General features: G+C 42.4%; 23 protein-coding genes and 2 pseudogenes. 9 read left to right on the top strand and 16 right to left on the bottom strand.

From position 1 onward, the window contains the following. Positions 1-14 precede the first annotated feature (14 nt). Entirely contained in the window at positions 15-1,511 is a 1,497-nt protein-coding gene (locus QQK21_RS13195; protein ID WP_284192659.1) for an amino acid adenylation domain-containing protein, read from the bottom strand. Between the two features lie 55 nt (positions 1,512-1,566). Continuing rightward, a complete protein-coding gene (locus tag QQK21_RS13200) occupies positions 1,567-4,620 on the bottom strand; it encodes a non-ribosomal peptide synthetase (RefSeq protein ID WP_284192660.1) in 3,054 nt (1,017 codons plus the stop codon). 401 nt (positions 4,621-5,021) lie between these two features. Between QQK21_RS13200 and QQK21_RS13205 the strand changes: the two genes are divergently transcribed. Beyond that, positions 5,022-6,038, top strand: a complete 1,017-nt coding sequence (locus QQK21_RS13205; RefSeq protein WP_284192661.1) for a methyltransferase — start codon at positions 5,022-5,024, stop codon at positions 6,036-6,038. A 310-nt stretch (positions 6,039-6,348) separates the two neighbouring features. Further along, a complete protein-coding gene (locus QQK21_RS13210) occupies positions 6,349-8,136 on the top strand; it encodes a M28 family peptidase (RefSeq protein ID WP_284192662.1) in 1,788 nt (595 codons plus the stop codon). Between the two features lie 308 nt (positions 8,137-8,444). Here the strand turns inward: QQK21_RS13210 and QQK21_RS13215 are convergent, their stop codons facing one another. The 7 genes and pseudogenes from QQK21_RS13215 to QQK21_RS13250 all read right to left on the bottom strand — a co-directional run bounded on the left by QQK21_RS13215 (position 8,445) and on the right by QQK21_RS13250 (position 12,229). Further along, positions 8,445-9,101, bottom strand: a complete 657-nt coding sequence (locus QQK21_RS13215; protein ID WP_284192663.1) for a Qnr family pentapeptide repeat protein — start codon at positions 9,099-9,101, stop codon at positions 8,445-8,447. Positions 9,102-9,299: 198 nt separating this feature from the next. After that, a pseudogene (locus tag QQK21_RS13220) lies at positions 9,300-9,506 on the bottom strand (transposase domain-containing protein); the annotation flags it as partial. An 87-nt stretch (positions 9,507-9,593) separates the two neighbouring features. Beyond that, positions 9,594-9,725, bottom strand: a pseudogene (locus tag QQK21_RS13225) (GNAT family N-acetyltransferase); the annotation flags it as partial. Positions 9,726-9,852: 127 nt separating this feature from the next. Continuing rightward, positions 9,853-10,176, bottom strand: a complete 324-nt coding sequence (locus QQK21_RS13235) for a hypothetical protein (protein ID WP_284192664.1) — start codon at positions 10,174-10,176, stop codon at positions 9,853-9,855. Continuing rightward, positions 10,166-10,552: a hypothetical protein gene (locus QQK21_RS13240; protein WP_284192665.1), complete on the bottom strand. Its 387-nt coding sequence runs from the start codon at positions 10,550-10,552 to the stop codon at positions 10,166-10,168. Before QQK21_RS13240 ends, QQK21_RS13235 begins: the two co-directional genes overlap by 11 nt. A 350-nt stretch (positions 10,553-10,902) precedes the next feature. After that, positions 10,903-11,316, bottom strand: coding sequence for a DUF1240 domain-containing protein (locus tag QQK21_RS13245; RefSeq protein ID WP_284192666.1), 414 nt, complete (start codon positions 11,314-11,316; stop codon positions 10,903-10,905). Position 11,317: 1 nt separating this feature from the next. After that, positions 11,318-12,229 carry a hypothetical protein gene (locus tag QQK21_RS13250; RefSeq protein ID WP_284192667.1) on the bottom strand — a complete coding sequence of 304 codons (912 nt, stop codon included), beginning with the start codon at positions 12,227-12,229 and terminating at the stop codon, positions 11,318-11,320. A 407-nt stretch (positions 12,230-12,636) separates the two neighbouring features. Here QQK21_RS13250 and QQK21_RS13255 point away from each other — a divergent pair, with 407 nt between their 5' ends. Both QQK21_RS13255 and QQK21_RS13260 read left to right on the top strand, forming a co-directional pair. After that, a complete protein-coding gene (locus QQK21_RS13255) occupies positions 12,637-13,233 on the top strand; it encodes a hypothetical protein (RefSeq protein ID WP_284192668.1) in 597 nt (198 codons plus the stop codon). Positions 13,234-13,542: 309 nt separating this feature from the next. Further along, complete coding sequence (locus QQK21_RS13260; protein ID WP_284192669.1) at positions 13,543-13,857, top strand: DUF4286 family protein; 315 nt, start codon at positions 13,543-13,545, stop codon at positions 13,855-13,857. Positions 13,858-13,982: 125 nt separating this feature from the next. Here QQK21_RS13260 and aroG read toward each other — a convergent pair whose 3' ends face one another. Beyond that, positions 13,983-15,035, bottom strand: a complete 1,053-nt coding sequence (gene aroG, locus QQK21_RS13265) for a 3-deoxy-7-phosphoheptulonate synthase AroG (RefSeq protein ID WP_284192670.1) — start codon at positions 15,033-15,035, stop codon at positions 13,983-13,985. A gap of 308 nt (positions 15,036-15,343) precedes the next feature. Between aroG and QQK21_RS13270 the strand changes: the two genes are divergently transcribed. From QQK21_RS13270 to QQK21_RS13285, 4 genes are read left to right on the top strand one after another with little or no spacing between them, the layout of a single operon-like run. Continuing rightward, positions 15,344-16,054 (top strand): amino acid ABC transporter ATP-binding protein, encoded by a 711-nt coding sequence (locus QQK21_RS13270; protein ID WP_284192671.1) that lies wholly within the window; start codon positions 15,344-15,346, stop codon positions 16,052-16,054. Then, complete coding sequence (locus QQK21_RS13275; protein ID WP_284192672.1) at positions 16,051-16,851, top strand: amino acid ABC transporter permease; 801 nt, start codon at positions 16,051-16,053, stop codon at positions 16,849-16,851. The genes QQK21_RS13270 and QQK21_RS13275 overlap by 4 nt, the downstream gene beginning before the upstream one ends. A gap of 7 nt (positions 16,852-16,858) precedes the next feature. Continuing rightward, on the top strand, positions 16,859-17,689 hold the full coding sequence (locus tag QQK21_RS13280) for a transporter substrate-binding domain-containing protein (protein WP_284192673.1): 831 nt from the start codon (positions 16,859-16,861) through the stop codon (positions 17,687-17,689). Between the two features lie 51 nt (positions 17,690-17,740). Next, the gene (locus QQK21_RS13285) at positions 17,741-18,655 is read left to right on the top strand and encodes an amino acid ABC transporter permease (protein ID WP_284192674.1); all 915 of its coding nucleotides are present in this window, start codon (positions 17,741-17,743) and stop codon (positions 18,653-18,655) included. A gap of 22 nt (positions 18,656-18,677) precedes the next feature. On the opposite strand, the gene cyoE is transcribed toward QQK21_RS13285, so the two are convergent. The 4 genes from cyoE to QQK21_RS13305 all read right to left on the bottom strand — a co-directional run bounded on the left by cyoE (position 18,678) and on the right by QQK21_RS13305 (position 21,960). Continuing rightward, complete coding sequence (cyoE, locus tag QQK21_RS13290; RefSeq protein ID WP_284192675.1) at positions 18,678-19,574, bottom strand: heme o synthase; 897 nt, start codon at positions 19,572-19,574, stop codon at positions 18,678-18,680. Next, positions 19,571-20,596, bottom strand: a complete 1,026-nt coding sequence (locus tag QQK21_RS13295; protein ID WP_284192676.1) for a COX15/CtaA family protein — start codon at positions 20,594-20,596, stop codon at positions 19,571-19,573. The genes cyoE and QQK21_RS13295 overlap by 4 nt, the downstream gene beginning before the upstream one ends. An 81-nt stretch (positions 20,597-20,677) precedes the next feature. Continuing rightward, positions 20,678-21,226, bottom strand: coding sequence for a hypothetical protein (locus tag QQK21_RS13300; RefSeq protein ID WP_284192677.1), 549 nt, complete (start codon positions 21,224-21,226; stop codon positions 20,678-20,680). Next, positions 21,223-21,960, bottom strand: coding sequence for an SURF1 family protein (locus QQK21_RS13305; RefSeq protein ID WP_348541504.1), 738 nt, complete (start codon positions 21,958-21,960; stop codon positions 21,223-21,225). Before QQK21_RS13305 ends, QQK21_RS13300 begins: the two co-directional genes overlap by 4 nt. Here QQK21_RS13305 and QQK21_RS13310 point away from each other — a divergent pair. After that, a complete protein-coding gene (locus QQK21_RS13310; protein WP_284192679.1) occupies positions 21,959-22,198 on the top strand; it encodes a DUF2909 domain-containing protein in 240 nt (79 codons plus the stop codon). The two genes, QQK21_RS13305 and QQK21_RS13310, sit on opposite strands and share 2 nt — an antisense overlap. 6 nt (positions 22,199-22,204) lie before the next feature. Here QQK21_RS13310 and QQK21_RS13315 read toward each other — a convergent pair whose 3' ends face one another. Further along, positions 22,205-23,089: a cytochrome c oxidase subunit 3 gene (locus QQK21_RS13315; protein WP_284192680.1), complete on the bottom strand. Its 885-nt coding sequence runs from the start codon at positions 23,087-23,089 to the stop codon at positions 22,205-22,207. Continuing rightward, the gene (locus tag QQK21_RS13320) at positions 23,086-23,688 is read right to left on the bottom strand and encodes a cytochrome c oxidase assembly protein (protein ID WP_284192681.1); all 603 of its coding nucleotides are present in this window, start codon (positions 23,686-23,688) and stop codon (positions 23,086-23,088) included. Before QQK21_RS13320 ends, QQK21_RS13315 begins: the two co-directional genes overlap by 4 nt. Positions 23,689-23,693 lie beyond the last annotated feature (5 nt).

Below are 23,693 nucleotides of genomic sequence, written 5' to 3' on the forward strand. Positions count from 1 at the left end.
TTCGAACCTCCTAGTTACTGAGCACTGAGTGCGGATTTGCAGACTTTTCCATTAGGAAGAGTGGGTAAACTATCTACAGCGTAGTAGCGCGAAGGTTGCATGTAGTAAGGCAATACCTTAGCCATTTCTCGCTTGATAGCTTGTATATCGGTCTCTTGATACTGATAAGGCACATAAAATGCCGTGAGATACTGATTTTTGCCGTCATCACTGCCATCGACAATAACAGCAGCATTTGAAACATAAGAGAGTGCCTGAAGCTGAGCTTCAATCTCTGCCAACTCAATACGATGACCACGTAGCTTGACTTGCGTGTCTACTCTGCCATGAAAGAGCAATGCGCCATCCTCTCTGACACTAACAAGATCGCCAGTACGGTACATTTTGGCTTTGCCATCTAAGCTATAAGGGTCGTCCAAGAAACGTTCGGCAGTGAGATCGTCACGTTTTAAGTAACCTAATGCCAATATGTCTCCTGCCAAGTAAAGCTCTCCACAACCGCCTTGTTCAACAAGTTCCAAGCTTTTATCCAATACAATGACGTCCGCATGAGGGATCGGATAGCCAATCGGAACGATGGCGTCTTTCGCATTAGCTTGACACTGCCAATGACACGCGAAAATGGTCGCTTCAGTCGGACCATATAGATTGTGAATGTGGCCACTAAACTGTGCAGAAAGATCATCAACCAAACATTGTGGGAGAGCTTCGCCACCCGAAAATATATGTTCTAAAGAGCGGCACTGACTTAAAACGCTCGCATCGACAATAATTCTCAGGGCCGTGGGTACAAACTGAGCGACCGTGACTTGATGCTGCAAAATAAACTCAGCCAGTAACACAGGATCATACTTAGCCTCCTCACAGATAAGCGCTGTACTGGCACCTGTCGTCAGCGGCCAAAACATTTCCCACACCGATATATCAAAGCTATAGGTGGTTTGGCTTAAGACTCGGCCATCTTCACCCAGCTGAAAGGCATCTTGCATCCAGTTGAGATAGTTAACAACCGTGCTGTGCTTTACCATCACACCTTTGGGTGTCCCCGTAGAGCCTGATGTATACATGATGTAGCAAAGCTGCTGCTCATCAACATCGGGCAAAATAGGCGACACCACGTTGGACAAGTCGACGCCCAGAATATCCATCCATGCGCAATCAACTGGCAACCAATCCATTTCATTGGCTCTGTTGGTGACCACAAGTTTAGTGTCTGAATGCTCGACCATGTAAGCCAAGCGGTTATGAGGATAATATGGGTCCAATGGCAAGTAGCATGCGCCTACGTTCATTATTGCCAATAGAGTCGCAACCAGATGATTGTTCCTATCCATATAGACACCAATCACATCACCAGAGCCAACACCAAGAGAAAGCAATTGATGGGCAATAGTATTGACACGTAATTCAAGCTCGCGGTAAGTGATATTTTCGCTCAAACTGCGCAAGGCAATGTTGTCTGGCGTTAAAGCGCATTGTTTGGAAAACTGGACGTGAACTAATCTCGACATCTATGCAAACTCCCACAGTTGAGTGACGTTGTTCTAACTAGAAAAATACTCAAAATCATAGCAATATGGTGTCCGAAATCATGGACAGATACTGCTCGGCAAACAGCATGACTTGTTGTTTGGTAAAAGCAGTACGCTCAAAATCAAAACTTAATCGAAACGCATCGCCATCATCGACTGTAAGGGTCAAATCGCAGCGAGCAAACTGCTCAATAATATGTTGAACAGCCAACTGACAACCGGCGACATTTTCCGCATGGGGAAGTGGTGATAAGTAGTTAAATGTAATCGGGAAACGAAGCTTATCTAACCAATCGTTACGTCTCATCTCATCGACAAGTAATGGGTAAGACACTGACTGATTATCCAAAAGTGAATACACCGTTTTACCACTCGATTGGAGTAAGGCGAGAAGATTATCAACCTTATCCACTGGCTGGTAGTATGTCACCATGTTGACAAAACACCCGATCTGCTCGTCATTTTGCAGCAGTGAACGACCTGAAATTGGCAGACCAATCGTGACATTTTTGTAGCGCGTTTCTCTATTTAACGTCAAATTAAACAGTGTTAAGAGTACAACATAACTTGTGGTATGGTGCTTACGAGCAAACTCTTTTATTTGCTGAGTAAACGTCTGGGATAACTCAATTTGATATCCATCAGGACTTGGCTGAAGCTGCACTGAGTAGCAAGAAGCATCAGCACCTTGATGTAAATACCTTTCGAAAGTAGATAACCAAAATTGAACTTGGCTTTTTTGCTCAATCATGACTCCGCGATGTTGCGTTAAGTTGAGATGATGTTTTAATTGGCTAGAAAAGCCTAGATCTCCTACCGTATAGGCCTGATAAGCATCGGTAAATTGCTTAAAAAACAGTCCTATCGATTCATGATCAAACACGGCATGGTGAACACGAATCAAAACAACATATTGCGTTTGATCCTTAGTGATAAGTGCCACATTGATTGCCGGCGTTGTATCCAAATCTAACGCAGGCATATCGGCCATAGCTAACCAGTCGTGCTCGCTGTAGTCCGTTAATCGCATTTCAAGATGTGCCAATTTGCGACAGTGGATAGTCAATTGATCCACCGAGAAATCCCCCTGCTTTGAGGTGAAGTCATCTAGGTCAAAGCGCGATCTCAGCACTGGGTTATTGTCCAAGACTCTATCAAGCGCCCACAAGATCGCTTCTTCACTCACTTGCCCTTCAAGCAAGATATGGAATGCCGGCTGATAAGCTTGAGCATTTGCACAGGTTTGTGACAAAGTAACGAAATAAGCTTGTGATGGCGAAAGCACACACCACTTATCTTCATCACCACTCGTAAAGTGTTGCAAACTAGGCTCACCATCAACACCATCGGTTAAATAGTAAGGAATGATGGCCGCCAGTTTACTGGGCGTCGAGTTGCCCATTAACAAATCAAAATCAAGGTCGCTATACAAGCGTCGACGAATCATAGTTCTTACTCGCATAGCTTGTAATGAGTTGCCGCCTAAATCGAAGAAATCATCATCCACTCCGACGCCTTTGACACCCAATACCTCCTGCCAAATATCAACCAGATCTTGTTCGAGGTCGTTGCTCGGTGCCCGATATTCGTATTTAAGTTCTGGCCGTTCAGAGGCTGGTTTGGGCAAACGTTTTATATCGAGCTTACCGTTGGGTAACTTAGGAAAGCGATCAAGATAAACAAACTGAGCGGGCATCATAACAGGCGATAAGTAGTCGCTCAGATACGTTCTCAAATCCCACGCGGTCGGTTTTTTGCTGGTGAGAAGATAGGCTATTAGCCCATCACCCGCCATGTTCACAAGCGCATCTTGTACGCTAGGATGCCTACGTAAGCAAACCTCAATATCACCTAGCTCAATTCTTACACCGCCTACCTTGACCTGACGATCTTTGCGGCCAAGATAGACCATCTCTCCCTCAGCGTTAAATTGACCTAAATCACCGGTACGATGAGCCCTATGTCCTTTATGGATAAAAAATCGTTCTTCGCTCAGGTCAGGAAGGTTGGTATAGCCTCGCGAGACACCAGGGCCTGCAATACAAATCTCTCCAACCTCATTCTCACCCACCTCAGCCCCATTATTATTGAGCAAGAAAAATTCACTGCCTGTTATTGCCTTACCCAAAGTGACGGGAACATCGTTTTGAAGCTCAATAAACGAACAGTTTGCCACCGTTTCTGTTGGGCCATAAAGATTGAAGAGTCTGACGTGTTCATTTTCAGCAAAAGTGCGTTGTTTGAGATCTTCTGCAACCGCTTCACCCGATAAAAAGACCGTATTAGGAAAACTCACTCGAGGATCGACAGATTGTTTATACACCAGCAGTTCTTTCCAAATCGTAGGCACGCAGTAAATCGCTGAGTTTGTGTGAGATGCAAACCAGTCAAACAAAAATTTCGGGTTGTTGAGCGAACCTTCGGGAAGGATATGAAGCGTATCTCCACGCACGAGAGGAGAAAATAGTTGGCTAACCGCAGCGGCAAAACTAAGTGAAGATGTTAAAGGTAACAGTGATTGCGTTTTTGACCACAAGTCGTGATTAAAACAATTGACGTAGTAAGCCAAATTACTGTGTTCAACTTCAACACCTTTAGGCCGCCCAGTCGAACCCGAGGTGTAAAGTGTGTACGCCAAATCAGAACCATCAACCTCAGGCCTTTGCTTGGGAGCAAACTCGGTATTTAGTGTAATACTGTCGATATTTAATATTGTTGATTGATCCAACTGAAGCTTAGATTTGCTATATGATGAGCGATTAGTGATGACTAGAAATGCTTGTGAGTCGTCAATTATCTGAGCGATACGCTGAACAGGTTGAAAAGAAGACAGTGGTACATAACTATAACCTGCTTTCATAATAGCCAATATCACCACAGGTAAATCTATGCCGGGTTTCAAATAAATAGCTATTTTGCCTGAATTTTTATTATCGTAGTTTTCACACAAATAAGCAGCCAAATTATTTGAACGCTCGTCTAACTCAGAAAATGTCAATGTTTCATTTTTATATACAACGGCAATTTTTTCCGGAGTGAGTGATGAATAATTTGAGATAGTTTCAAACACAGGCCTAACATTTATCATGACACTCACCTCTCATAAAATTTATTTACAATTTTATATAAGTAATATTATTTTCTTTCCGACTCATTAGAAAGTTAGCGGTGAAAACTTAGGATTTATTTAAGGAAATCAATTCTAACTATTTGATAGGTTATAAAATTATTTTAAAAAGAAAAATACTCATAAAATTCAAATGATTACAATTACAACAATAAAAACAACACAGTATCCTAATTTAAAATTGACTTACATATGACAAAAGCACTGTTTTTAACTCTATATGTCAAAAAGAAATTTAAATTTCATTTTTAATTATATTTCTTCGTATGAAAAATTTTCAACAATAGGATTGAATCTTAATTAAATATTAAGAAATACAAGCTAGCTTTCTACCTAATAAATTAACAGACAGTAGTGATATTATGAATAATGTAGAGTCTACAAAAAAGTTATCAGAGATAATGATGATGCCTCTCGCTGCAAAAAGCCTTTCTACCCTTGCTGAATTAGGCGTGGCCGATTTACTAAAAGAAGTGCCTTTAGACATAGCGACCATAGCAAACGCATGTAACGCAGATAAAACGATCCTCCTCAATATGTTTAAAATTGTTGAGCTGTTTGGTTTTTTCTCAATTAACCCAAACGACGTTATCGAAAATAACACCGGATCTGACCTACTTACCTCCGATCACCCACAATCAATGCGCCACTTCTGTATGCTATTTGGTGAAGAATATTATCGTGGCTATGAAGGATTACGCCACACCTGCCAAACTGGCCAATCTGGCTTCAAAAATGTCTATAACCAAACCTTATATCAATACCTAGATAACACACCCGACAGAGCCTCGGTTTATGATTTGGCCATGCGTGATTTCTCACGCCCCGTTGGTACTCTGCTCGCAAGAACATTTCCTGAGGTATTCAATCAAGCGAAAAGTGTGATTGATATCGGAGGTGGAAGTGGCGTGATCTCTACCGAGCTAGTAAAACAATATCAACATCTTACAGCCTGTATTTTCGACAGGGAGGACGTGTGCCAACGCAGCGCTAAATCCATCCCCGCAGAACTAAAAACGCGTATCCAAACTTACAGTGGCGATTTTTTTAAGCACATTCCAGAAGGTTATGACATCTACCTACTAAAGAACGTATTGCACAACTGGAATGAGCCATCATGTGGCGAGATTCTTAATAACATTGCCCAATCCCTAGAAAATGGCCGCTTATTGATCATAGAGCCTTTAGTCGAGCGTGAAGAGTCATCACCAAGGCTCCTTTTCAACGCGCTGTTTCAATCTGTGATATGTGAAGATGGTACCTATCAGCGAAGCTTAAGCAGTCTAGAAACTCTGTTTTCACAATCTGGATTGAAAATGGTCCAGACAAACAAACTTGCAACTGGGCATACTGTCATCGAGCTCAGCAAAATCCAGTAACTCCATCACCAAAATCAACGCCGCTTAGATTCTATCCATGTTTTATCCTGCCAGGGTCTAAGTGCCACTTTACATTCTAAGTCTATTCGAGTACTCAAAAAACAAATCAATCATTAACTAACCCGCTATAGCTCAATAGTAACTTGTGAGACGACACGTGGAAAACGATCACCCCCTTACCTCGATTTCATTGTTCTCATTGTCATTCCTTGACATGCATTCATATTCATAAAAATTTGCAACAAGTATGATTATTACCACCTAGTTTTTTGATTAAAGATAGAACCGGTTGTTCAATAAGGAGTCAAAAATGCAGGTAAGCAAAACAACACAACGATCCATTCTCGCCACCCTCATCAGCAGTACACTACTCACAGGATGTTTCTGGGATGATCCACGTCGAGGTGCTAATTACGTCAGTGATAAAGTAGACAGAGAGCGGCTAATCGGTCATCTCGTCACACTCGAAGGCTTAGCCTCTAAAACCACAGATGGTAAGTCCATTACCAGAGCCGCAGGCACTCAAGGTTATCAAAACTCAACGGAGTTTATTATTGCAACCTTAAAAGAGCGTGGTTTCATTGTCACGACTCAAGAGTTTGACTTTAGAACTTGGCAAGAACTCGCTGGCTCGAAAGCGAAAGTGGATGGAACCGATCTTATCAGTGTCAAAGACGCCCCCGATGGCATTGAGCCTGATTTTGCATTGATGTCGTATTCAGGAAATTCAAATGGCCAGCTCGATGGCATGCTCGCCTTTGTCACCCCTGATTTTAGGTTTGATGCTCCAGATTACGATAGTACTGATGGCTGTGAAACAGACGATTTTTCCGGTAAGGATCTCACTGGCAAAGTCGCCGTCATTCAGCGTGGTGGATGTGCATTTGATACCAAGGCCTTTAATGCCCAAAGTGCAGGCGCAAAAGCGGTGATCGTCTTTAACCAAGGTAATGACGAAGGAAGAAAATCCGTTGTCAGCGGAACCTTAGGCAGCACAACTCAAGTCACAATACCCGTACTCGGGGCTCGCTTTGCACTAGGACAAGATTGGTACAATAAAACTCAGTCTGGTCAAGTCGCAGCAAGTCTGACCGTCAATACCAAAGATGAAGATGTCGTAACACAAAATATTCTTGCCGAGACTCCAATTGGTAACCCAGAGCAAATCGTGATGCTTGGCGCGCACCTTGACTCCGTCCCTGAAGGGCCAGGAATCAACGACAATGGTTCAGGCAGCTCAGGTCTACTTGAATACGCCATCACGTTATCGGAACTTGAAGTACCAGTGAAAAACAAAGTTCGCTTTGCTTGGTGGGCAGCCGAAGAGGCAGGACTTGTTGGCTCTGAGTATTACACTGAGAACTTATTTGCCCCGATTTACAATAAGGCCCAACAACAAATCCTCGATGAGCTAGGACTGAAAGACCCCAGTGAATTAACGCCGGATCAAGTGGAGTTGGTGGAAGCAAGATACACTCATATCAACCGAGTTAAGATGTATCTAAACTTCGATATGATTGGCTCTCCCAACTACATTTATGGTGTGATGGATGGTGACTTATCCGATACCAAAGACAGTCCAGATAATGCCTATAAGGGCGATTTCAAACCCCCATATGGTACCTCCGATATCGAATCCATCTTTCATGAGTTTTTTACCGACAAGGAAGAATCCACCATACCTCAGGCATTATCCAAACGCTCAGACTACGCTGGCTTTGCTGACTGGGGAATCGCTTTTGGTGGCCTGTTTACGGGCGCTGAAAAAGTAAAAACCGCCGAAGAAGTCGAGAAGTTTGGCGGCGAAATCGATGTGGCTTACGACAAGTGCTACCACCAAGCCTGTGATGATGTGAATAACATCAACCAATCTGCGATTTACAAAAATACTCAAGCGATGGCGTATACCACAACCTACTATGCGTTAAGCGAGCAGTTGTTCCCTGATAAAGAGGACGAAGCTAAGCCAAATGCAATGGCAAACACACTCACATCGCAACCCAAGGTAAAACTGCGTATTGGCGAGAAACTCAAAGCGGCAGAAAGCACGTCTGACCATGATCATTTCCATGGCGATTTTGATCAAGATAGGCAATAGCACAGACATCCACCCCACAAAAGCTCTCGATTGGGAGCTTTTGTTTATTTCTGGGTACCGTCTAAATTCACCATCTCGATTCAGTGGATGTGAAAGAGGTTTGGACATTTCTGTGCTCGCGATTTTATCGCTAATTGGTGAATGTCGGGTAACAATTTACATGGTTTAATACTGCATTAAGGGGGAAACAGCGCTACGGTCCAATCTAACCCATTGTGCGGCAGACACCAGAATCCGATTCAAACCAAAACCGCCAAGCGTTGTTAATCTGCTTAAATGATATATATGTCCGTGTTCAAATTCTTCGCTTAATCTGGAACTATTATCAGTCCTAATTGTTCTAGTAACTGCTCTTGTTGCCAATTACATATTTTCACACCTGTGAGATCTACTTTTCTTGGATTTAGTCCATATAATTCAGAGTGACTAAGGTCGCAGCCTTGCACTCCAAACTGCTCCCAACAGTCTTCCGAGAATACACCTCGACTGAGGTCCGATCCTTTAAATGAAGTACCTCTTAAGTTTGCACCAATCCAGCGGTTTTCGAATAAATCACACTTTTCTAGGATCTGTTTCTCAAAGTTCACATAGGATAGATTGCAGCCTGTGATGTACGCAGAGCAAAAGTACATGTTATGAGATACTTGATTCACGAAGCTAGCTTGAGAAAAATTAGCTCCTTTTAGATCACATCCCCTCAGTTCAAGACCGAAACAATTTGCCCCAATAAAACACGACATAGCAAGCTTACATTCCTTGAATGACGCATCTCTAAGATCGGAGTATGAGAAATCGCACCCTTCTAACTCTCCTTGTTCAATAAAGTTACAGTCTACGAACTGAGCATCTCGTAGATTAGCGCGCTTAAAGCTACAACCATAGAACTTGCAGTTAGAAAAAGTGTATCCACTAAAATCTTGGTTGGCAAAATCCATGTGAGAATAAGATTGATCGGTTTCTTTCATTTTCCAGCCTCTTTAATACCTTGAATTGAAGACTATCATTTACGAGAAACTTCTCAAGCAAAACAAAGCCAGATAAAACAACCACTTAAAACCATGAGAAATAGACAAAATAAGGCATCAAATTGGCTCTCTAGGGGGGCCATTTTCAGGCCATTGCACGCGCCAGTAGAAAAAAATTTTTGGACTCATTGCAAGCCACTCAGAGATAGAGCGATTTCGATAGAGACCAATTCCAACGATCAGCCAAACTACCAGTTCAGCTGGAAGTTTTCTCCTTCTTATACTTACTTTGTTGGTTTGCTCCAGTGCCTGCTCAATCCACTCTAACGGCAGCTCTTTTTGGAAGATGGACAACGCTTCAGGAGTGGTAAGTAATTCTTTATCAATTAGCCAGTTAGACAGCATAAAAAATGACCCGATTAAAAAGAAGGGGGGCATTTTCGTAGGATCGTTTTCTGTCAACTGTTCAGCTTGTTAACTGATTGGGAGCTTTTAATTACGCTCTGACCATTCTGAGCGCAATAATCCATATTTTACCGAGTCATAGTACTCACCATCGTAGTAACGGACTTTTCTCAGCCTCGCTTCTTGTTGGAAACCCAGTTTCAAAGCCAAAGACATCAGTGTACAACGCAATACCGCAGCCCCGCGCACCACCTTAAACACAAAACGCAACACATAGACAAAATGCCAAGCGTTGTGAATCACTCTTAAACAGATTGTATGTGTGCTTAGCATCCATCACTTCAGACTAAGGTTTACTGGCTCTCTTCATAAATCGGTCCACCATATCTTCAGCCATCCAACCGTGAGCAGCTACTAGAGCTAATAGCAAACAATCCTTCATAGCAAACGGCTTTGCCGCCAAAACGTCGGCATATGTTCCAATGACAATAAGTGTACCAATTAGAACTGTGGCCCAAACTCTTTCTCGGGAAACGGCATTACTACCTCGATCCTTTATAAACAAGTAATATGCGAAATTAAATGAGAGAGTGACCGTAGATGCCCAGAATAGGGAAATTAGCTGAGCATCCGATATCTGAACAACTGTAAATCCAAGATTAATGTCCATTATCAGTCCCTACAATTTCTTTTATTATTACCTGTATTGAATCGCTTTTCCCTTCGACTCCTCCATAAATCCAAAGTGGGCCTATGTCTGATGTTTCTAGATCATTGACTGATTCAACTTGATACCAAACGTTAGTCCCCGAAAAGCCGCCGTAAGTTTTTTTACCAATGATTTTAACCTGTTCGTTTAGCACTGTACTTTCAATCTCTTTCCCCACGAAGAGATTGAATAGACCATGAGGGGGAGCTGACCTTATAGGTGACGGGCTTACAATTATTCCTACAGCATTCAATGAAACCGCATCTCGGTCTAATTTTACTTCTGCATATAAAAAACCGGAGTATAACAACGCACTAGCAAACGTAATAAGTTTCATATGTCCTCCTATCCTTCTTAAGGGTAGTCAAAAATTAGAGACTCTAAATATGATACTTCCACAGAGTAAAATGTGATGGGGTTAGATCTTGCCTTTTGCCAATCATTAGCTTTTCTATATCATATCTAGCCGATGATCTTTGCTCAAACTTCGACATGTAACCCAGAATGGGGCAGCTTCGTGCCAGTCTAAGTCAACCTAGCAAGTCAATGGACAAAAGTCATTTAGGAAATGGTGAAATAGTAGTAAATAATGGATAACTAGAAGTATTGCAAACCGCTTATTGAATGCTAGCGCACAGGTTTACATACGCTAGCAGGTTGTTGTGCGACAAGAAAACGAATGACAATCTATTCACACAGACTAGAGTCTAAAACATACGTCCGACTTGAGGATTTCAAAGTCACTTCTCTCTTTGTTGGGCATTCGACATAGTTGTTGCCTCTGATTTCTTGCCTTAGCATAGAGTCAAAGTAGTGACCTAACACAGCAAAAACCAATGCTCCAAATAACATTAATCTAAGTGTTAATTTTGGTAGTTGTACATTTAAAAATATATTGAGTAGTGCCATTGGTATACAAGGAAGAAAAAAGCCAAATAGTACAAATGAAGATGTATTGTTAAAGTATCCCGATACTTTAATGATGGGCTCAATACCTACGCTTTTTACTAAATTGCTGAAGTCATAAACACCAAAAGCGCACCATAGCGTTATGGCGATAAAGAATAGCAAAGCAGAAAGCTTCTTCAGTAAGTCTGTCATATTAATCAATTAACTCTTCTACTGCTTCTTTCATTGGTTCGGTAAACTTATATTCATCGTCTAAGTCTGAAATATAACCACCAATCTTGAAGGCGGAATAAGCAAACAAGCCCAGCCCAACGGCAACTGGTAAAGAAAAACCAAAGAGCAATCCTAGTGCCGCGCGTGAGCCGAGTAAAATACCTTGAGCGACGACACCTGCAACAACCCCCTTGGCCACGTCAGCAGAATATTGACCGACAACTTCCCCCAAGGTTTTTTCATCATGCAGTATGTAATCTACGGCATTAACTGCACCACTAAACACAAGTTCTACATAGATGTTGCCTTTCAAAAAATTAATATTGCCTTTAACGGTGTTCAGAGCGTAGCCGATTTTTAGCATTTGAGGTGTCGCTTCCTGCCAGCGAATACCGAGATCTAAATATCGAGGTTTGTAGTTCTCAACCACAATATTTGTTACTCCATTGATATTGACTGCTTTAGCCGTTACTCCCCACCCACCAAGCTCTTTGGCGACTTCATAGGCTCCTTTTAAGCCCATACTAACGCCTGTGTAGTCTTTGCCTGTAGAAAGTTCTCCGTGAGTGTCTTTCACGAGCAAATCTAAATACTCGTTTGCTTCTTCAACTGTCATAACAGCAATGCTGACATTGGTCTGTTTAGATGTATCCCACCGATATTCTTTCGCTTGCTCTTGTAACTCCTTATGCCACTCTTTTTCAGTAAGATCGTAGGCCTGTTGTGCAGCGGCACGCTCTGCAAGAACACGTTCTCTATTTTCAGCCCAACGTTGATAATCCTTAGCGGTGTAAGTTAATTCCGCTCTGCGCTCTTGACGTTGCCGCTCTGCTCTTTCTCTTGTGGTTTCTTGCCTTTCTTCGGGGGCATATGGGAAAGATTCATACCGCATTTAAGTTCACTCACACAAAAATAAGGTCAATGGTATCAATAATTTCAGTAAGTTATAATCTCCAACAAGGCATTTTTATACATTAGTCAGCCAAATAGTTATTTTGACTATCAAAACGCTCGAAGTGACATTTTTAGTCGCTATTTTTGAGAAGAACACTGATTGAGTGGGATGCACTTACGAATGGACATTTCTGTGCTAGCTTCTGGAGCTATTATCAGTCCTAATTGCTCTTATTGCTATATTTGGGGAACCAAAGTTCGTGATATGTATTTTTGTCAATTGAATCGACTTGTGAGCCAACTACTACTCGATGCACCTAATTTACACCTATTGACAACATTGTAAAATAGCTAATGGTTAACTAATATAAGTGAACTTAGTTTCATATCAATAGGAGATTTCCAATGCCAACATTGGGTGTAGCTGAATTTTCTAGAATCGTCGTGACAACTGGAAAACCAAAACAATCGAGAGTTAGAAATATTTCTACACGTAAAGAATACAACCCAGCTCATGACTACTACGGTCCTTTACGCAACTCTATAAAACACCTATTTACGGGAGGAAGACATATTTCTCATTTATACACTATATGCAACCGCCAATCCGGAACAAAAAAGATAAAATATGAATCCATTGTAAACTTATTTAAAGACTGGCAATCAGGGAAAGCCATAACCGCATTTACACCACCGAGAGAACTTTACGACTTTTCTCAAACAAGTATTACTTGTAACCCAGAATTACATGTAAATCTAAATGGGCAAGCCAGATTAGTAAAATTACATTTCAACTCTACTGACAAAATGACGCAGGAAAGAGCAAACATTATATGCACCGTTATGAAAGAAGCTATAAATGATGATGGATTCGAACACTCTGTATTAGATCTATCGACAGGTCGAGAGCTATTTTTTAATGGTGATTATGAAAAAACTTACGACCGTATTAACAGAGAAATCAAACTACTCGAAGGCTTCTGGGTAGAAGCCGATAAATAGTAAATACTGGCACAGATGCCTGCTAGTTCGAACCAATTTTATTAGGGTGAATAAACTCGGGACACTTTTCTAGGAACTGATTGCAATCCCCTGCCTAAATGCTTGCTGACTTCTTAACGTATTGCTCTTTGCCCTGTTTCCATTTTTCTAATGAGCAAGGTTACTCTGTATATTATCCAATAATGATACCAATATCACATTAAAATATAACAAAATCAATCATTTATATATATCAGTCAACTTGATTATGGGGACGATAAAGTCAATAATTGCCTAAATTTGTCAAGCGAGAATTTAAAGGAATAAATAATGATCCTATACGAAGTCAACCTTACCATTGCCAATGAGATTTTTAACCAATATATGGCTTGGCTAAGGCCACACATACAAGAAATGCTCAACTTCGAAGGGTTTATTAAAGCGGATATTTACGAAAATGCAGAGCAAGAAGGCGATAAGACGACAATAGTTGCTGCATATTACGTCAACAATCTAGACAACCTTCAACGTTACCTCAGTGAAATGTCAGCCAGCATGAGAGCGGATGGTATTAAACGGTTTGGGGATAAATGTGTTGCCACAAGAAGAATACTGACCCTGACCGAAAGCTATGTCGCTGACTAAGATGCTATAGATATCGAGACAATACCCATATCGCCATAGAATGCTATAAACGGGTTAGAAAGATAGGTACTGACAATAAAAAAGGCAGATCACCCTGCCTTTATATGGTCTTAAAATTCTATCGCTTAGCGCTGGCGACGAGCATCAACCGCATCGGCAAGTTGGCGAAGTACTTTTTCAGTATCTTGCCAGCCAATGCACGCATCAGTGATTGACTGTCCGTAGGTTGCCGCTTTACCATCAACCAAATCCTGACGACCTTCAACCAAGTGTGATTCAATCATCACCCCGAAGATCGCATCTTCACCAGATGCAATTTGGCCCGCCACATCTTCAGCAACCACCATTTGACGCTGGTACTGCTTAGAGCTATTCGCATGGCTAAAGTCAATCATCACTTTCTGACGCAAACCAGATGCCTCTAGCTGAGACTTAATCTCGCTCACATGTTCTGCACTATAGTTAGGCTCTTTACCGCCGCGCAGAATAATATGACAATCCGAGTTTCCAGCCGTTTCGACAATCGCAGAGTGACCATACTTAGTCACTGACAAGAAGTGGTGAGACGCACTTGCACTTCGAATCGCATCAGAAGCAATTTTAATGTTTCCATCGGTACCATTCTTAAAGCCAACAGGACAAGAAAGACCAGATGCAAGTTCACGGTGAACTTGAGATTCGGTTGTGCGCGCGCCAATCGCGCCCCAGCTGATAAGGTCTGCAACGTACTGAGGCGTGATCATATCAAGGAATTCGCTTGCGGTTGGCAGGCCAAGATCCGTCAAATCAAGCAGCAATTTGCGTCCAATGCGCAAGCCATCATTGATTTTGAAAGTATCATTCATGTAAGGGTCATTAATGAGCCCTTTCCAACCCACCGTGGTACGAGGTTTTTCAAAGTAAACTCGCATGACCACTTCAAGTCTATCACCGAGTTCATCACGCAATACTTTTAACCGTTTTCCATATTCGATCGCCGCTTGAGGATCATGAATCGAACATGGGCCAACAATCACAAGCAATCTATCATCTTCACCGCTAAGAATTTTTGAGATATCTTGACGAGATTGGAAGGTTGTAGAAGACGCAGTCTCTGTAGCAGGAAATTTCTCTAAAACCGCTACTGGTGGTAATAATTCTTTAACTTTACTAATTCGTACATCATCAGTCTGGAACATTGCTTACGTCTTCCTATTTATTGTAGCTAGAGTCGTGCACTTCAAATATGATGCACTTAAATACTCAGTTATTTTCTTGGGCTTTGGTGTAACTTATCTATCAAAAACGAAGCTTGCAACCATTTTTTTTAATAAAATGCAATATAGTTTCTGTCTTTGAATTGTACAGAGCGCGTAAACTAAAGGTTACATTTGGAAAAATATGAATTAACACAATATTTTACCGACAACTTCGTTCACGGTTAGGTACAATTTCGCTATGATGTTGGTAAGGTACCAATACAACAATATGCACAGTTGGTTTTTGCATGAATGCGATTGAATTCATAGATGTGGGTAAGCAATACGGTGAGCTTGAAGCTCTTTGCGATATTAGACTGTCGGTAAAAAAAGGCGAAACCTTGGTCATTTGCGGTCCCTCTGGAGCAGGCAAGTCGACTCTTTTGAGGGCGTTAAATGGGCTTGAAAGCATTTCTCGCGGCGAGATAAAAGTTTTTGGTCAACCGATTGCTAAAGCTCTACCGGAAAAAGTCGCTATGGTGTTCCAGCACTTTCACCTGTTTCCACACCTCAGTATTGTTGATAATTTGATACATGCCCCGATTCGTGCATTGAAACTGTCTAGACGAGATGCCATTGCAGCGGCTATGAGAGTGCTCAATCAGGTTGGTATTGCCGATCAAGCAGACAAATATCCACCTCAACTTTCTACTGGACAACAACAACGTGTGGCGATCGCCCGCTCACTCTGTATGCAACCTGATTTACTCTTATTCGATGAGCCGACCTCCACCGACACCACACAAGAGGTGATGAAGGTGATGACAGACATTGCAAAATCTGACATAACTATGGTCTGTGTTACTCATGAAATCGATTTTGCTCGAAAAATTGCCGATCGAATAGTATTCATGGATAAGGGTAAAGTGGTTGAAATTGCACCTCCAGAGCAGTTATTGACCAACCCCCAGCATCCAAAAACTCAGCATTTCCTTGAGCAGCTGCTAAGTTACCAATGATACTAAAAGCGTTTAAACCCATTCTCTCTGCCATTGTACAAATTCTTGCCTTGATGCTTATCTTAGGCTGGGTGCTAGACTCAGGCGCAAAAGCAATGAATTATCAATGGCAATGGCACCGAGTTCCTGATTTCATACTATTTTATGAGCAAGAGCAATGGTGGCCTGCCGAGCTGCTCGACGGTCTCTTCGTCACCATAAAAATTTCGCTAATCAGCCTATTCTTCACTTTATTGATTGGCATCGCCACAGCATTGCTAAGACTTTCAGATTCCATCGTCGGCAGAACACTCGCAACCCTCTATATTGAATTTATTCGCAATACGCCACTTCTGGTACAAATCTACCTGCTCTACTTTGTCTTTGGACCGGTATTGGGATTAGACCGAATGACCACTGCAATTCTTGCGCTGTCTATTTTCCAAGGTGCCTATACGGCTGAAATTTTTCGTGGTGGTTTGAATAGTATACCAAGAGGTCAATTTGAAGCGTCCTTTTCTCTTGGCTTGGGCACTTTTGTGACCTATTACAAAGTGATTTTTCCACAATTGCTGCAACGCACCTTGCCCCCTTTGACCAATGAGGTAGTATCTTTGGTGAAAAACTCATCGATAGTGAGCGTCATGGCGATCTTCGATTTGACCACAGAAGGGCGAAACATTGTTTCTGAAACGGCGATGCCGTTTGAGATTTGGTTTACCGTCGCAGCAATATATTTGGCGCTTACGCTCTCATTATCGGGTATTTCTGTCTGGTTGGAATACAGGCTAAGCGCTAGCTGGCAGACATCAAGGTAGGAAAAAAATGAACATGTTTATACATCACAAACTTTCTCTGCATACTGTGTGGTTAACACTGGCCGCGATATGTGCTTTGACGGCTTCGTATACCCAAGCAAGCGATACGCCAAACTTAGATGAAATTAACCAAAGGGGCACTCTGCGTGTCGGTATGTCAACATTTGTACCTTGGGCAATGCGCAACAAGCAGGGAGATTTAATCGGGTTTGAAATCGATGTTGCCAAACGTTTAGCGGCTGACTCCGGCTGGAAAATTGAATTTGTTCCTACCGCTTGGGATGGCATTATCCCCGCTCTTTTGGCTAAAAAGTTTGATGTCATCATTGGTGGAATGAGTGTTACCGACGAGCGTTCCAAAAGCGTACTGTTTACCGCCCCCTACTCGCATTCTGGAGTACAAGTCGCGGCAAACAAACACCTCGCTTCAGGCTTGTCGAAAATCAGTGACTTTAATTCACGACGCATTAAAATTGCGGCACGAAGGGGCGCATATACTGTTCAAGTTGCCCGAGAGGCTTTTCCAAAAGCGAAAATTCTTCAATTTGATGACGATGCTCAGGCGTTTCAGGAAGTGCTCAACGGTAATGCTCATGCTGTCATTGCATCGAGTCCCAAGCCAGAGCATGAAGTAGTTAAACACGCCAACACCTTATTTATTCCCTTTAGCGAACGTTTATCCAAAGGAAATGAAGCATTTGCTGTTCGCTTAGGCGAGACAGACAAGCAAGCTTTCTTTGATCATTGGATCAATGACAGAATTGAAGACGGTTGGCTTGAGCAACGTTATGAATACTGGTTCTCAACATTAGACTGGCAGCAACAAGTGACGAATTGACACTGCATCAAGTCGTTGAATACCTAATATAGAACGAGGATGAGATGTTAAGTGGATACCACCAAAACCCTAAGATCCGAACCTAAAGCTAAGTCTTACCTAAAGCTCAATAAGCTCGACCTAGCACTTTTAATGCTTATTGCTGTAGCGGGAGTTTGGCTTTATCACAGTTCTTCTGTTGGCGTCCACTACACCTGGCGCTGGGAAGAAGCCTTAACGCTTATATTCACCCCCCAATCTGATGGCAGCTTACCCTATTTCTTTCAAGGTGTGATTGCGACACTGAGGCTCAGCTTATGGGGGATATTGTTCGCGATTCCTGTCGGTGTATTAGTCGGTATCTCTAGGCACTCATCCATTTATGTACTGCGCTCGACCGCCAATATATACATCTTACTCATTCGCAATATTCCACCTCTTGTCTTTGTATTTATATTTTATTTTTTTATTTCTAATCAACTGATCCCAAACTTGGGTTTAGATGACATCCTGCGTAATTCACCAGAAAACGCTCACTATTGGCAGAGATTACTATTTGGCCCCAAACCATTATGGGAAAATTTGCTCTCTGGTGTTTTATGCATCAGCATTTTGTCTTCAGCCTATATTGCTGAAATCGTTCGATCCGGACTCGCAAGCATACCCAAAGGACAATGGGAAGCTGCCGATGCGCTGGGACTATCAACATGGGTCAAATACCGGTTTATCATAGCGCCGCAAGTGCTCGCAACCATTACCCCTGCATTGGCCGGACAAGCAATTTCCTTAGTGAAAGATACGTCTATTGTTTCTCTTATTTCGATTCAAGAGATGACATTTGTTGGTACTGAGGTCGCGAATTCTTCAGGACTGATCTTTGAAATATGGCTCATTGTGGGCGCTGTCTATCTGATGTTTTGCGCGGTACTCTCCGCTTTATTTAGAAAGCTTGAGTACCGCACTCTCAAACACCAAAAAGCCCGCTAGTCCATTGTTAAAATGGCTCAAGTTAGACAAAATAGTGCTCAGCTAGCAACGCTGAGAATAAAAGCATTAAGTGCCATATAGAAAATTTAAACGTTGCCATAGCTTGTGTGGCTGAAGTTTCATACTTTAGCTTCCAAGCATGATAAATGAACAAAACCGATAAAATAGTGGCACAAAGCAAATAGAAAACACCTGCCATACCCACTAAAACAGGCATCAAACAAACCACAAATAGTAAAATGGTATAGAGCAAAATCGAGGTTTTGGTATAGTCATCCCCATGAGTGACTGGCAGCATAGGGATATCTGCTTTGGCATAATCGTCTTTACGATGAATGGCCAACGCCCAGAAGTGTGGCGGCGTCCATATAAAAATGATCATAACTAAAAGCCATGCATTGGCGTGCAATTCACCGGTCACAGCCGTCCAACCAAGCAAAGGTGGCATAGCACCCGCCATCCCTGCAATCACAATATTTTGTGGCGTTTCTCGCTTGAGATACATGGTGTATATCACAGCGTAACCAAGCAGACTGGCGAAAGTCAGCCAAGCAGTGAGAGTATTCACCCCCACATATAACACTAAAAATCCAGCGGCCCCTAAACCACTCGCAAAGGTTAATACACTGCGGGTATTCAACTCTCCAGACGGTAATGGACGTCGATAAGTTCGAGCCATAATGGCATCAATTCGTCGATCAATTAAATGGTTAAATGCCGCAGCGGACCCAGCCATAAAAGCAATTCCGATCAAGCCCAATACGGCTTCTCTTATTGGCAATGTGTTTGGTACCGCTAAACACATACCCACTAGAGCAGTGAGCAGCATCAACGCCACGACTTTAGGTTTAGTCAGCGTTAAATAAACACGCCACAACGAGCGGTCTGGATAAGATACACGACTGATGGAATTGTTCATGACTCACTCTCCTTACCAAGCAGATTAGGAACTTTAAGATCATCGGTAACGTCTTTCTGCCACAACTGGTAATTAACATATAAAATAGAAATCAGTAATAATGCAGCAACCAAGTTGTGTGCGACGGCGACAAATAGTGGCAAGCCAAATACAACGTTGGTGACTCCCAGTCCTATCTGCAACGCTAATAAAATAGAGACTCTCAACGCAGACCGTTTCAAACTGGCCATTTTTGTCAGCAATAAAGACGTAATTAAACACACAGACACCAAGGTTAGAAGTACTGCACCCAACCTATGGGTAACATGAATTGTCATACGAGCCCCATAATCGAGCGTGCCATATTCATAGCTTGGCTGCTCTGGTTGAATAAGCGTAAAGGCACCTTCAAAATCGAGATGTGTCCGCCAATTCCCATCGCAGATTGGCAGATCCGTGCACATCAAGGCGGCATAGTTTGAAGATGTCCATCCTCCGAGAGCAATTTGAATGACAACCAAACATAATGCAGCTGAAGCCAGCCACTTTATACCTCTTGCTTCCGAGAAAAGCTCGACTTTAGCACTTAATTGCCAATGGATAAGCGCCAGTAAACAAAACAGTGTAAAACCACCAAGAAGATGCCCCATAACCACAATAGGCATTAGCTTCATCGTCACTGTCCACATACCAAGTAAGGCTTGAAATACCACCACAACTGACAACGCAATTGGCAAACGATTTGGTACTGCGTCGTGTCTTAGCGCTTTAATCACAATTACCAATACCAGTAGACCTAAACTGCCGGCAAAATAGCGGTGAATCATCTCTAGCCATGCCTTGTTAGCCTCAATTGTTAGCTCAGGATATAAAGCATTCGCAAGCGCTATTTCGTGGTGCTCATTTGGTACGGTGAAATGCCCATAACACCCTGGCCAATCTGGGCACCCTAGCCCAGCATCAGCCAATCGCGTATAAGCTCCTAGCATAATAACAATAAACGTTATGACTAAAGCTAAACGAACTAAATTGGTCAATCCCATAACCAAACTCCTTCCCTGTGATTCCACGCTCTAAATCGGGCTTATTTGTCAGAATAAATATGAGAATAAAAAACTCGCCAGTTAGCCTACTCTCGATAATTTCAGTAGTTTTCTTAAATCCGCCAAAACATCTTTGTTTTGGTTGATTAAATCATCCTTGCTTTCAACCAAAGGATAACGCATGACCAATTGGCCCAAAGGGTCAACGATCACCAATTCAAAATCAGACACTAACTGGTGAAAAGCGTCGTTGACTTCTATTGATTGAAAGGAATTTGTCTCTAGCACCGTTCTGTCACTGAGATCAGAAACTAAAAGTACAGGCGTCACGCGAGCTTGATATTTGCCAAGAGCTATGTGGCTTTGTCCAAGTAAGTAAATTTGCTGATGGCAAAATTCATTACATTGTGGAGGAACTAAGTATCCAAGTTGCCATTGTCGCCCTGCGTATGGGTTGACGATGCCTAAACCTTGATAACTCTGTCTTGGCTCAATCAGCTGACCTTTGTTTGTAACACCCGACTCGTACCAGTTATTGACGAGAAAGATTTTTGCAATCAGAGCGGGTAAAACAAAAAGTGCAATCAAGGCTACAAAAATTATCCGACTTCGCACGACCTTACTCATCATATTTTCTCCCTACTTATCAATAATCTGTATGCAACCCAACCGCCCAAAATGAGTAATACTGATGCCATACTGAACCACTGAACGGCATACCCCAGATGTTTCTTTGCGCTAAGAGGCACAGGTTGCCAAGGCTGAGGATAGGGCCAATCAGAACTCATCGGCTGAAGGACATAGGGCTCAATATTTTCTTCCCAAATCTGACCAATCTGCTCAATGTTTAGGTTTTGAACTCGATGGGGGCTTGCAGTCTCCATATAGAGCCTGTCACTTAAGGGGTTAACAGAACGTTGATACAATCTTGCAACAACATAGATGGGTTCGTTGATCCAGACCACATCAGGTAATTGGTCACGCTGGGCTTTTGCCGGAACAAATCCTCTTTCGAGAAATACCTTCAATCCGCTTCTTGATGTCATCAATTGATAAGCTAAGTAACCCACTTTTCCCTGAAAAACTTGATTGTCGAGTAATAAATACCTTCCCTCTAAAGGCGTTAAATCGGCGCTCACTTTAGCCCCAGTTAAATACTCAAATTCTACCGCGTGTAACTCGTCTATTTTTATGGCAGGGGCCTGCTCCCTTACTTGCAACAACTGCTCGATAGCCGCTTTTTGTTCTGATCTCGATAACTGCCAAAAACCTAGGTTGACCAAAATGCAAAACACGGCCAAAGTTAATAGCAATACAACCCACATAGAATATCTTTTCAGCGGCATTGGTAAGGAAAACTTCATGGTATTCATTTTTAAATCGTTATTAGTACTGCTACTACTCTTTGTCATCATAAATCTCGCGAAAGCGATGTTTGAAATGGTAAAAGGACCTCAATCAGACGACCAAGAACACTCAGACGGAGATAAACCTATGAGCCACTACCTCGGTAGACGAGTATTTCTTTCGGCTCTTGCCGTCGTACTATTAATAGCGGCTCTACTCTCTGGCCTAATAGAGCCAAATTCACGGCCCTACTAGTCGCGGTTAAAGCACATAGACAAAAATAAACAGACTCAACCAAACCACATCAACAAAGTGCCAGTACCAGCTTCCAGCTTGAAATGCAAAGTGGTCTTTGGGCGTGAAGTGATCCTTCGCGATGCGAGCAAGCAATACGATAAGAATCGTCGTACCCAAAAAGACGTGCATGCCATGAAAGCCTGTTAATAAGAAAAAGGTATTCCCATAAACCCCTGACTGTAGGGTGAGATCTAATTCATGGTAAGCATGAGCATACTCAACACCTTGGAAGTAAAGGAAAAAGCCAGCAAGCACGATAGTCAGTTCAAGCCAGACAATCAACGCCATACGTTTGTTCTGCTCCAAGCTAATATGAGCCATGTGCAAAGTAATCGACGAAAGCAATAAAATAATCGTGTTCGCCAAAGGAATACCTTGCCAACCCATAGATTGAGTTTCTGTTCCATCTGGCGTTGTCGTCAAGGGCCAGAGTGCTTCGAATGTTGGCCATAACACTTCATGAGTCATAGCGTTATTGCTTGCTCCTCCAAGCCAAGGCACAGCGACCATCCGGGCATAAAACAGAGCGCCGAAAAATGCGCCGAAGAACATTACTTCAGAAAAGATAAACCAGCTCATCCCTTGTCTAAATGAACGCGATATTTGATCAGAATACTTGCCTGTCATCGACTCCGTAATCACACTGCTAAACCAACCCGCAAACATGTAAAGTAGAAACAGGAAACCAGAGAGCAGCACCAGCTTACCAAAAATACTTCCCGCACCACCTTCAGCCATATTTTGTACGGTCAAGCCGGCACCTACTGCAATAAGAAATAAGGAAACAGCACCAACAATTGGCCAACTACTTTGTGCTGGAACATAATAGGATTGTTTTTTTGAACTCATGGCTTTGCTCCTTGTTGTATGAGAGTGCCACTCGGTTCAACTCTGGCCAGTTCTGCAGGCTGAGGAACCTTATCTGTAATATCATAGAGGGTGTACGACAACGTTAATGTGTTTATCGAGTCTGGTATGTCTGGCTCAATGTAAAAAATAAGCGGCATCTCTGCGGTAGCTAAACTATCAAGAGGTTGATGGTTAAAGCAAAAGCACTCGATTTTGTTAAAGTACGAAGCAGCGATTCCAGGTGCAATGGAAGGCACCGCTTGACCGACGATCGCCGCCGATGATTGGTTTTTGGCGGTAAATGCCGTCTGGATGACTTGACCAGGATGCACATCCAAATATTGCTGTTGTGGCTCAAACACCCAAGGAATTCCTTTGTTGAGATGAGCCATAAATTCAACTCTCACTAACCGTGATGTGTCTGGCATCATGCCTTGAGGCTGCAAAGACGCTTGACTATTGGTCTTACCATTAATCCCTAAAGTGTCACACATGATGTCGTAAAGAGGCACGAGGGCAAACCCAAAGCCAAACATAACTAATACAGCAGCAACGAGCTTTAGAGTCAGTTTGTTATTTGATTGCGCTTGTTCATCCATCCTAG

It is taken from the genome of Vibrio zhanjiangensis (assembly GCF_030161235.1).
Taxonomy (GTDB): domain Bacteria; phylum Pseudomonadota; class Gammaproteobacteria; order Enterobacterales; family Vibrionaceae; genus Vibrio; species Vibrio zhanjiangensis.

Bases quoted from the DNA above. Each gene is read 5' to 3' on its own strand.
- QQK21_RS13195 (WP_284192659.1), bottom strand. From the start codon at position 1,511: ATGTCGAGATTAGTTCACGTCCAGTTTTCCAAACAATGCGCTTTAACG.
- QQK21_RS13200 (WP_284192660.1), bottom strand. From the start codon at position 4,620: ATGATAAATGTTAGGCCTGTGTTTGAAACTATCTCAAATTATTCATCA.
- QQK21_RS13205 (WP_284192661.1), top strand. From the start codon at position 5,022: ATGAATAATGTAGAGTCTACAAAAAAGTTATCAGAGATAATGATGATG.
- QQK21_RS13210 (WP_284192662.1), top strand. From the start codon at position 6,349: ATGCAGGTAAGCAAAACAACACAACGATCCATTCTCGCCACCCTCATC.
- QQK21_RS13215 (WP_284192663.1), bottom strand. From the start codon at position 9,101: ATGAAAGAAACCGATCAATCTTATTCTCACATGGATTTTGCCAACCAA.
- QQK21_RS13235 (WP_284192664.1), bottom strand. From the start codon at position 10,176: ATGGACATTAATCTTGGATTTACAGTTGTTCAGATATCGGATGCTCAG.
- QQK21_RS13240 (WP_284192665.1), bottom strand. From the start codon at position 10,552: ATGAAACTTATTACGTTTGCTAGTGCGTTGTTATACTCCGGTTTTTTA.
- QQK21_RS13245 (WP_284192666.1), bottom strand. From the start codon at position 11,316: ATGACAGACTTACTGAAGAAGCTTTCTGCTTTGCTATTCTTTATCGCC.
- QQK21_RS13250 (WP_284192667.1), bottom strand. From the start codon at position 12,229: ATGCGGTATGAATCTTTCCCATATGCCCCCGAAGAAAGGCAAGAAACC.
- QQK21_RS13255 (WP_284192668.1), top strand. From the start codon at position 12,637: ATGCCAACATTGGGTGTAGCTGAATTTTCTAGAATCGTCGTGACAACT.
- QQK21_RS13260 (WP_284192669.1), top strand. From the start codon at position 13,543: ATGATCCTATACGAAGTCAACCTTACCATTGCCAATGAGATTTTTAAC.
- aroG (WP_284192670.1), bottom strand. From the start codon at position 15,035: ATGTTCCAGACTGATGATGTACGAATTAGTAAAGTTAAAGAATTATTA.
- QQK21_RS13270 (WP_284192671.1), top strand. From the start codon at position 15,344: ATGAATGCGATTGAATTCATAGATGTGGGTAAGCAATACGGTGAGCTT.
- QQK21_RS13275 (WP_284192672.1), top strand. From the start codon at position 16,051: ATGATACTAAAAGCGTTTAAACCCATTCTCTCTGCCATTGTACAAATT.
- QQK21_RS13280 (WP_284192673.1), top strand. From the start codon at position 16,859: ATGAACATGTTTATACATCACAAACTTTCTCTGCATACTGTGTGGTTA.
- cyoE (WP_284192675.1), bottom strand. From the start codon at position 19,574: ATGAACAATTCCATCAGTCGTGTATCTTATCCAGACCGCTCGTTGTGG.
- QQK21_RS13295 (WP_284192676.1), bottom strand. From the start codon at position 20,596: ATGGGATTGACCAATTTAGTTCGTTTAGCTTTAGTCATAACGTTTATT.
- QQK21_RS13300 (WP_284192677.1), bottom strand. From the start codon at position 21,226: ATGATGAGTAAGGTCGTGCGAAGTCGGATAATTTTTGTAGCCTTGATT.
- QQK21_RS13310 (WP_284192679.1), top strand. From the start codon at position 21,959: ATGGTATTCATTTTTAAATCGTTATTAGTACTGCTACTACTCTTTGTC.
- QQK21_RS13305 (WP_348541504.1), bottom strand. From the start codon at position 21,960: ATGAAGTTTTCCTTACCAATGCCGCTGAAAAGATATTCTATGTGGGTT.
- QQK21_RS13315 (WP_284192680.1), bottom strand. From the start codon at position 23,089: ATGAGTTCAAAAAAACAATCCTATTATGTTCCAGCACAAAGTAGTTGG.
- QQK21_RS13320 (WP_284192681.1), bottom strand. From the start codon at position 23,688: ATGGATGAACAAGCGCAATCAAATAACAAACTGACTCTAAAGCTCGTT.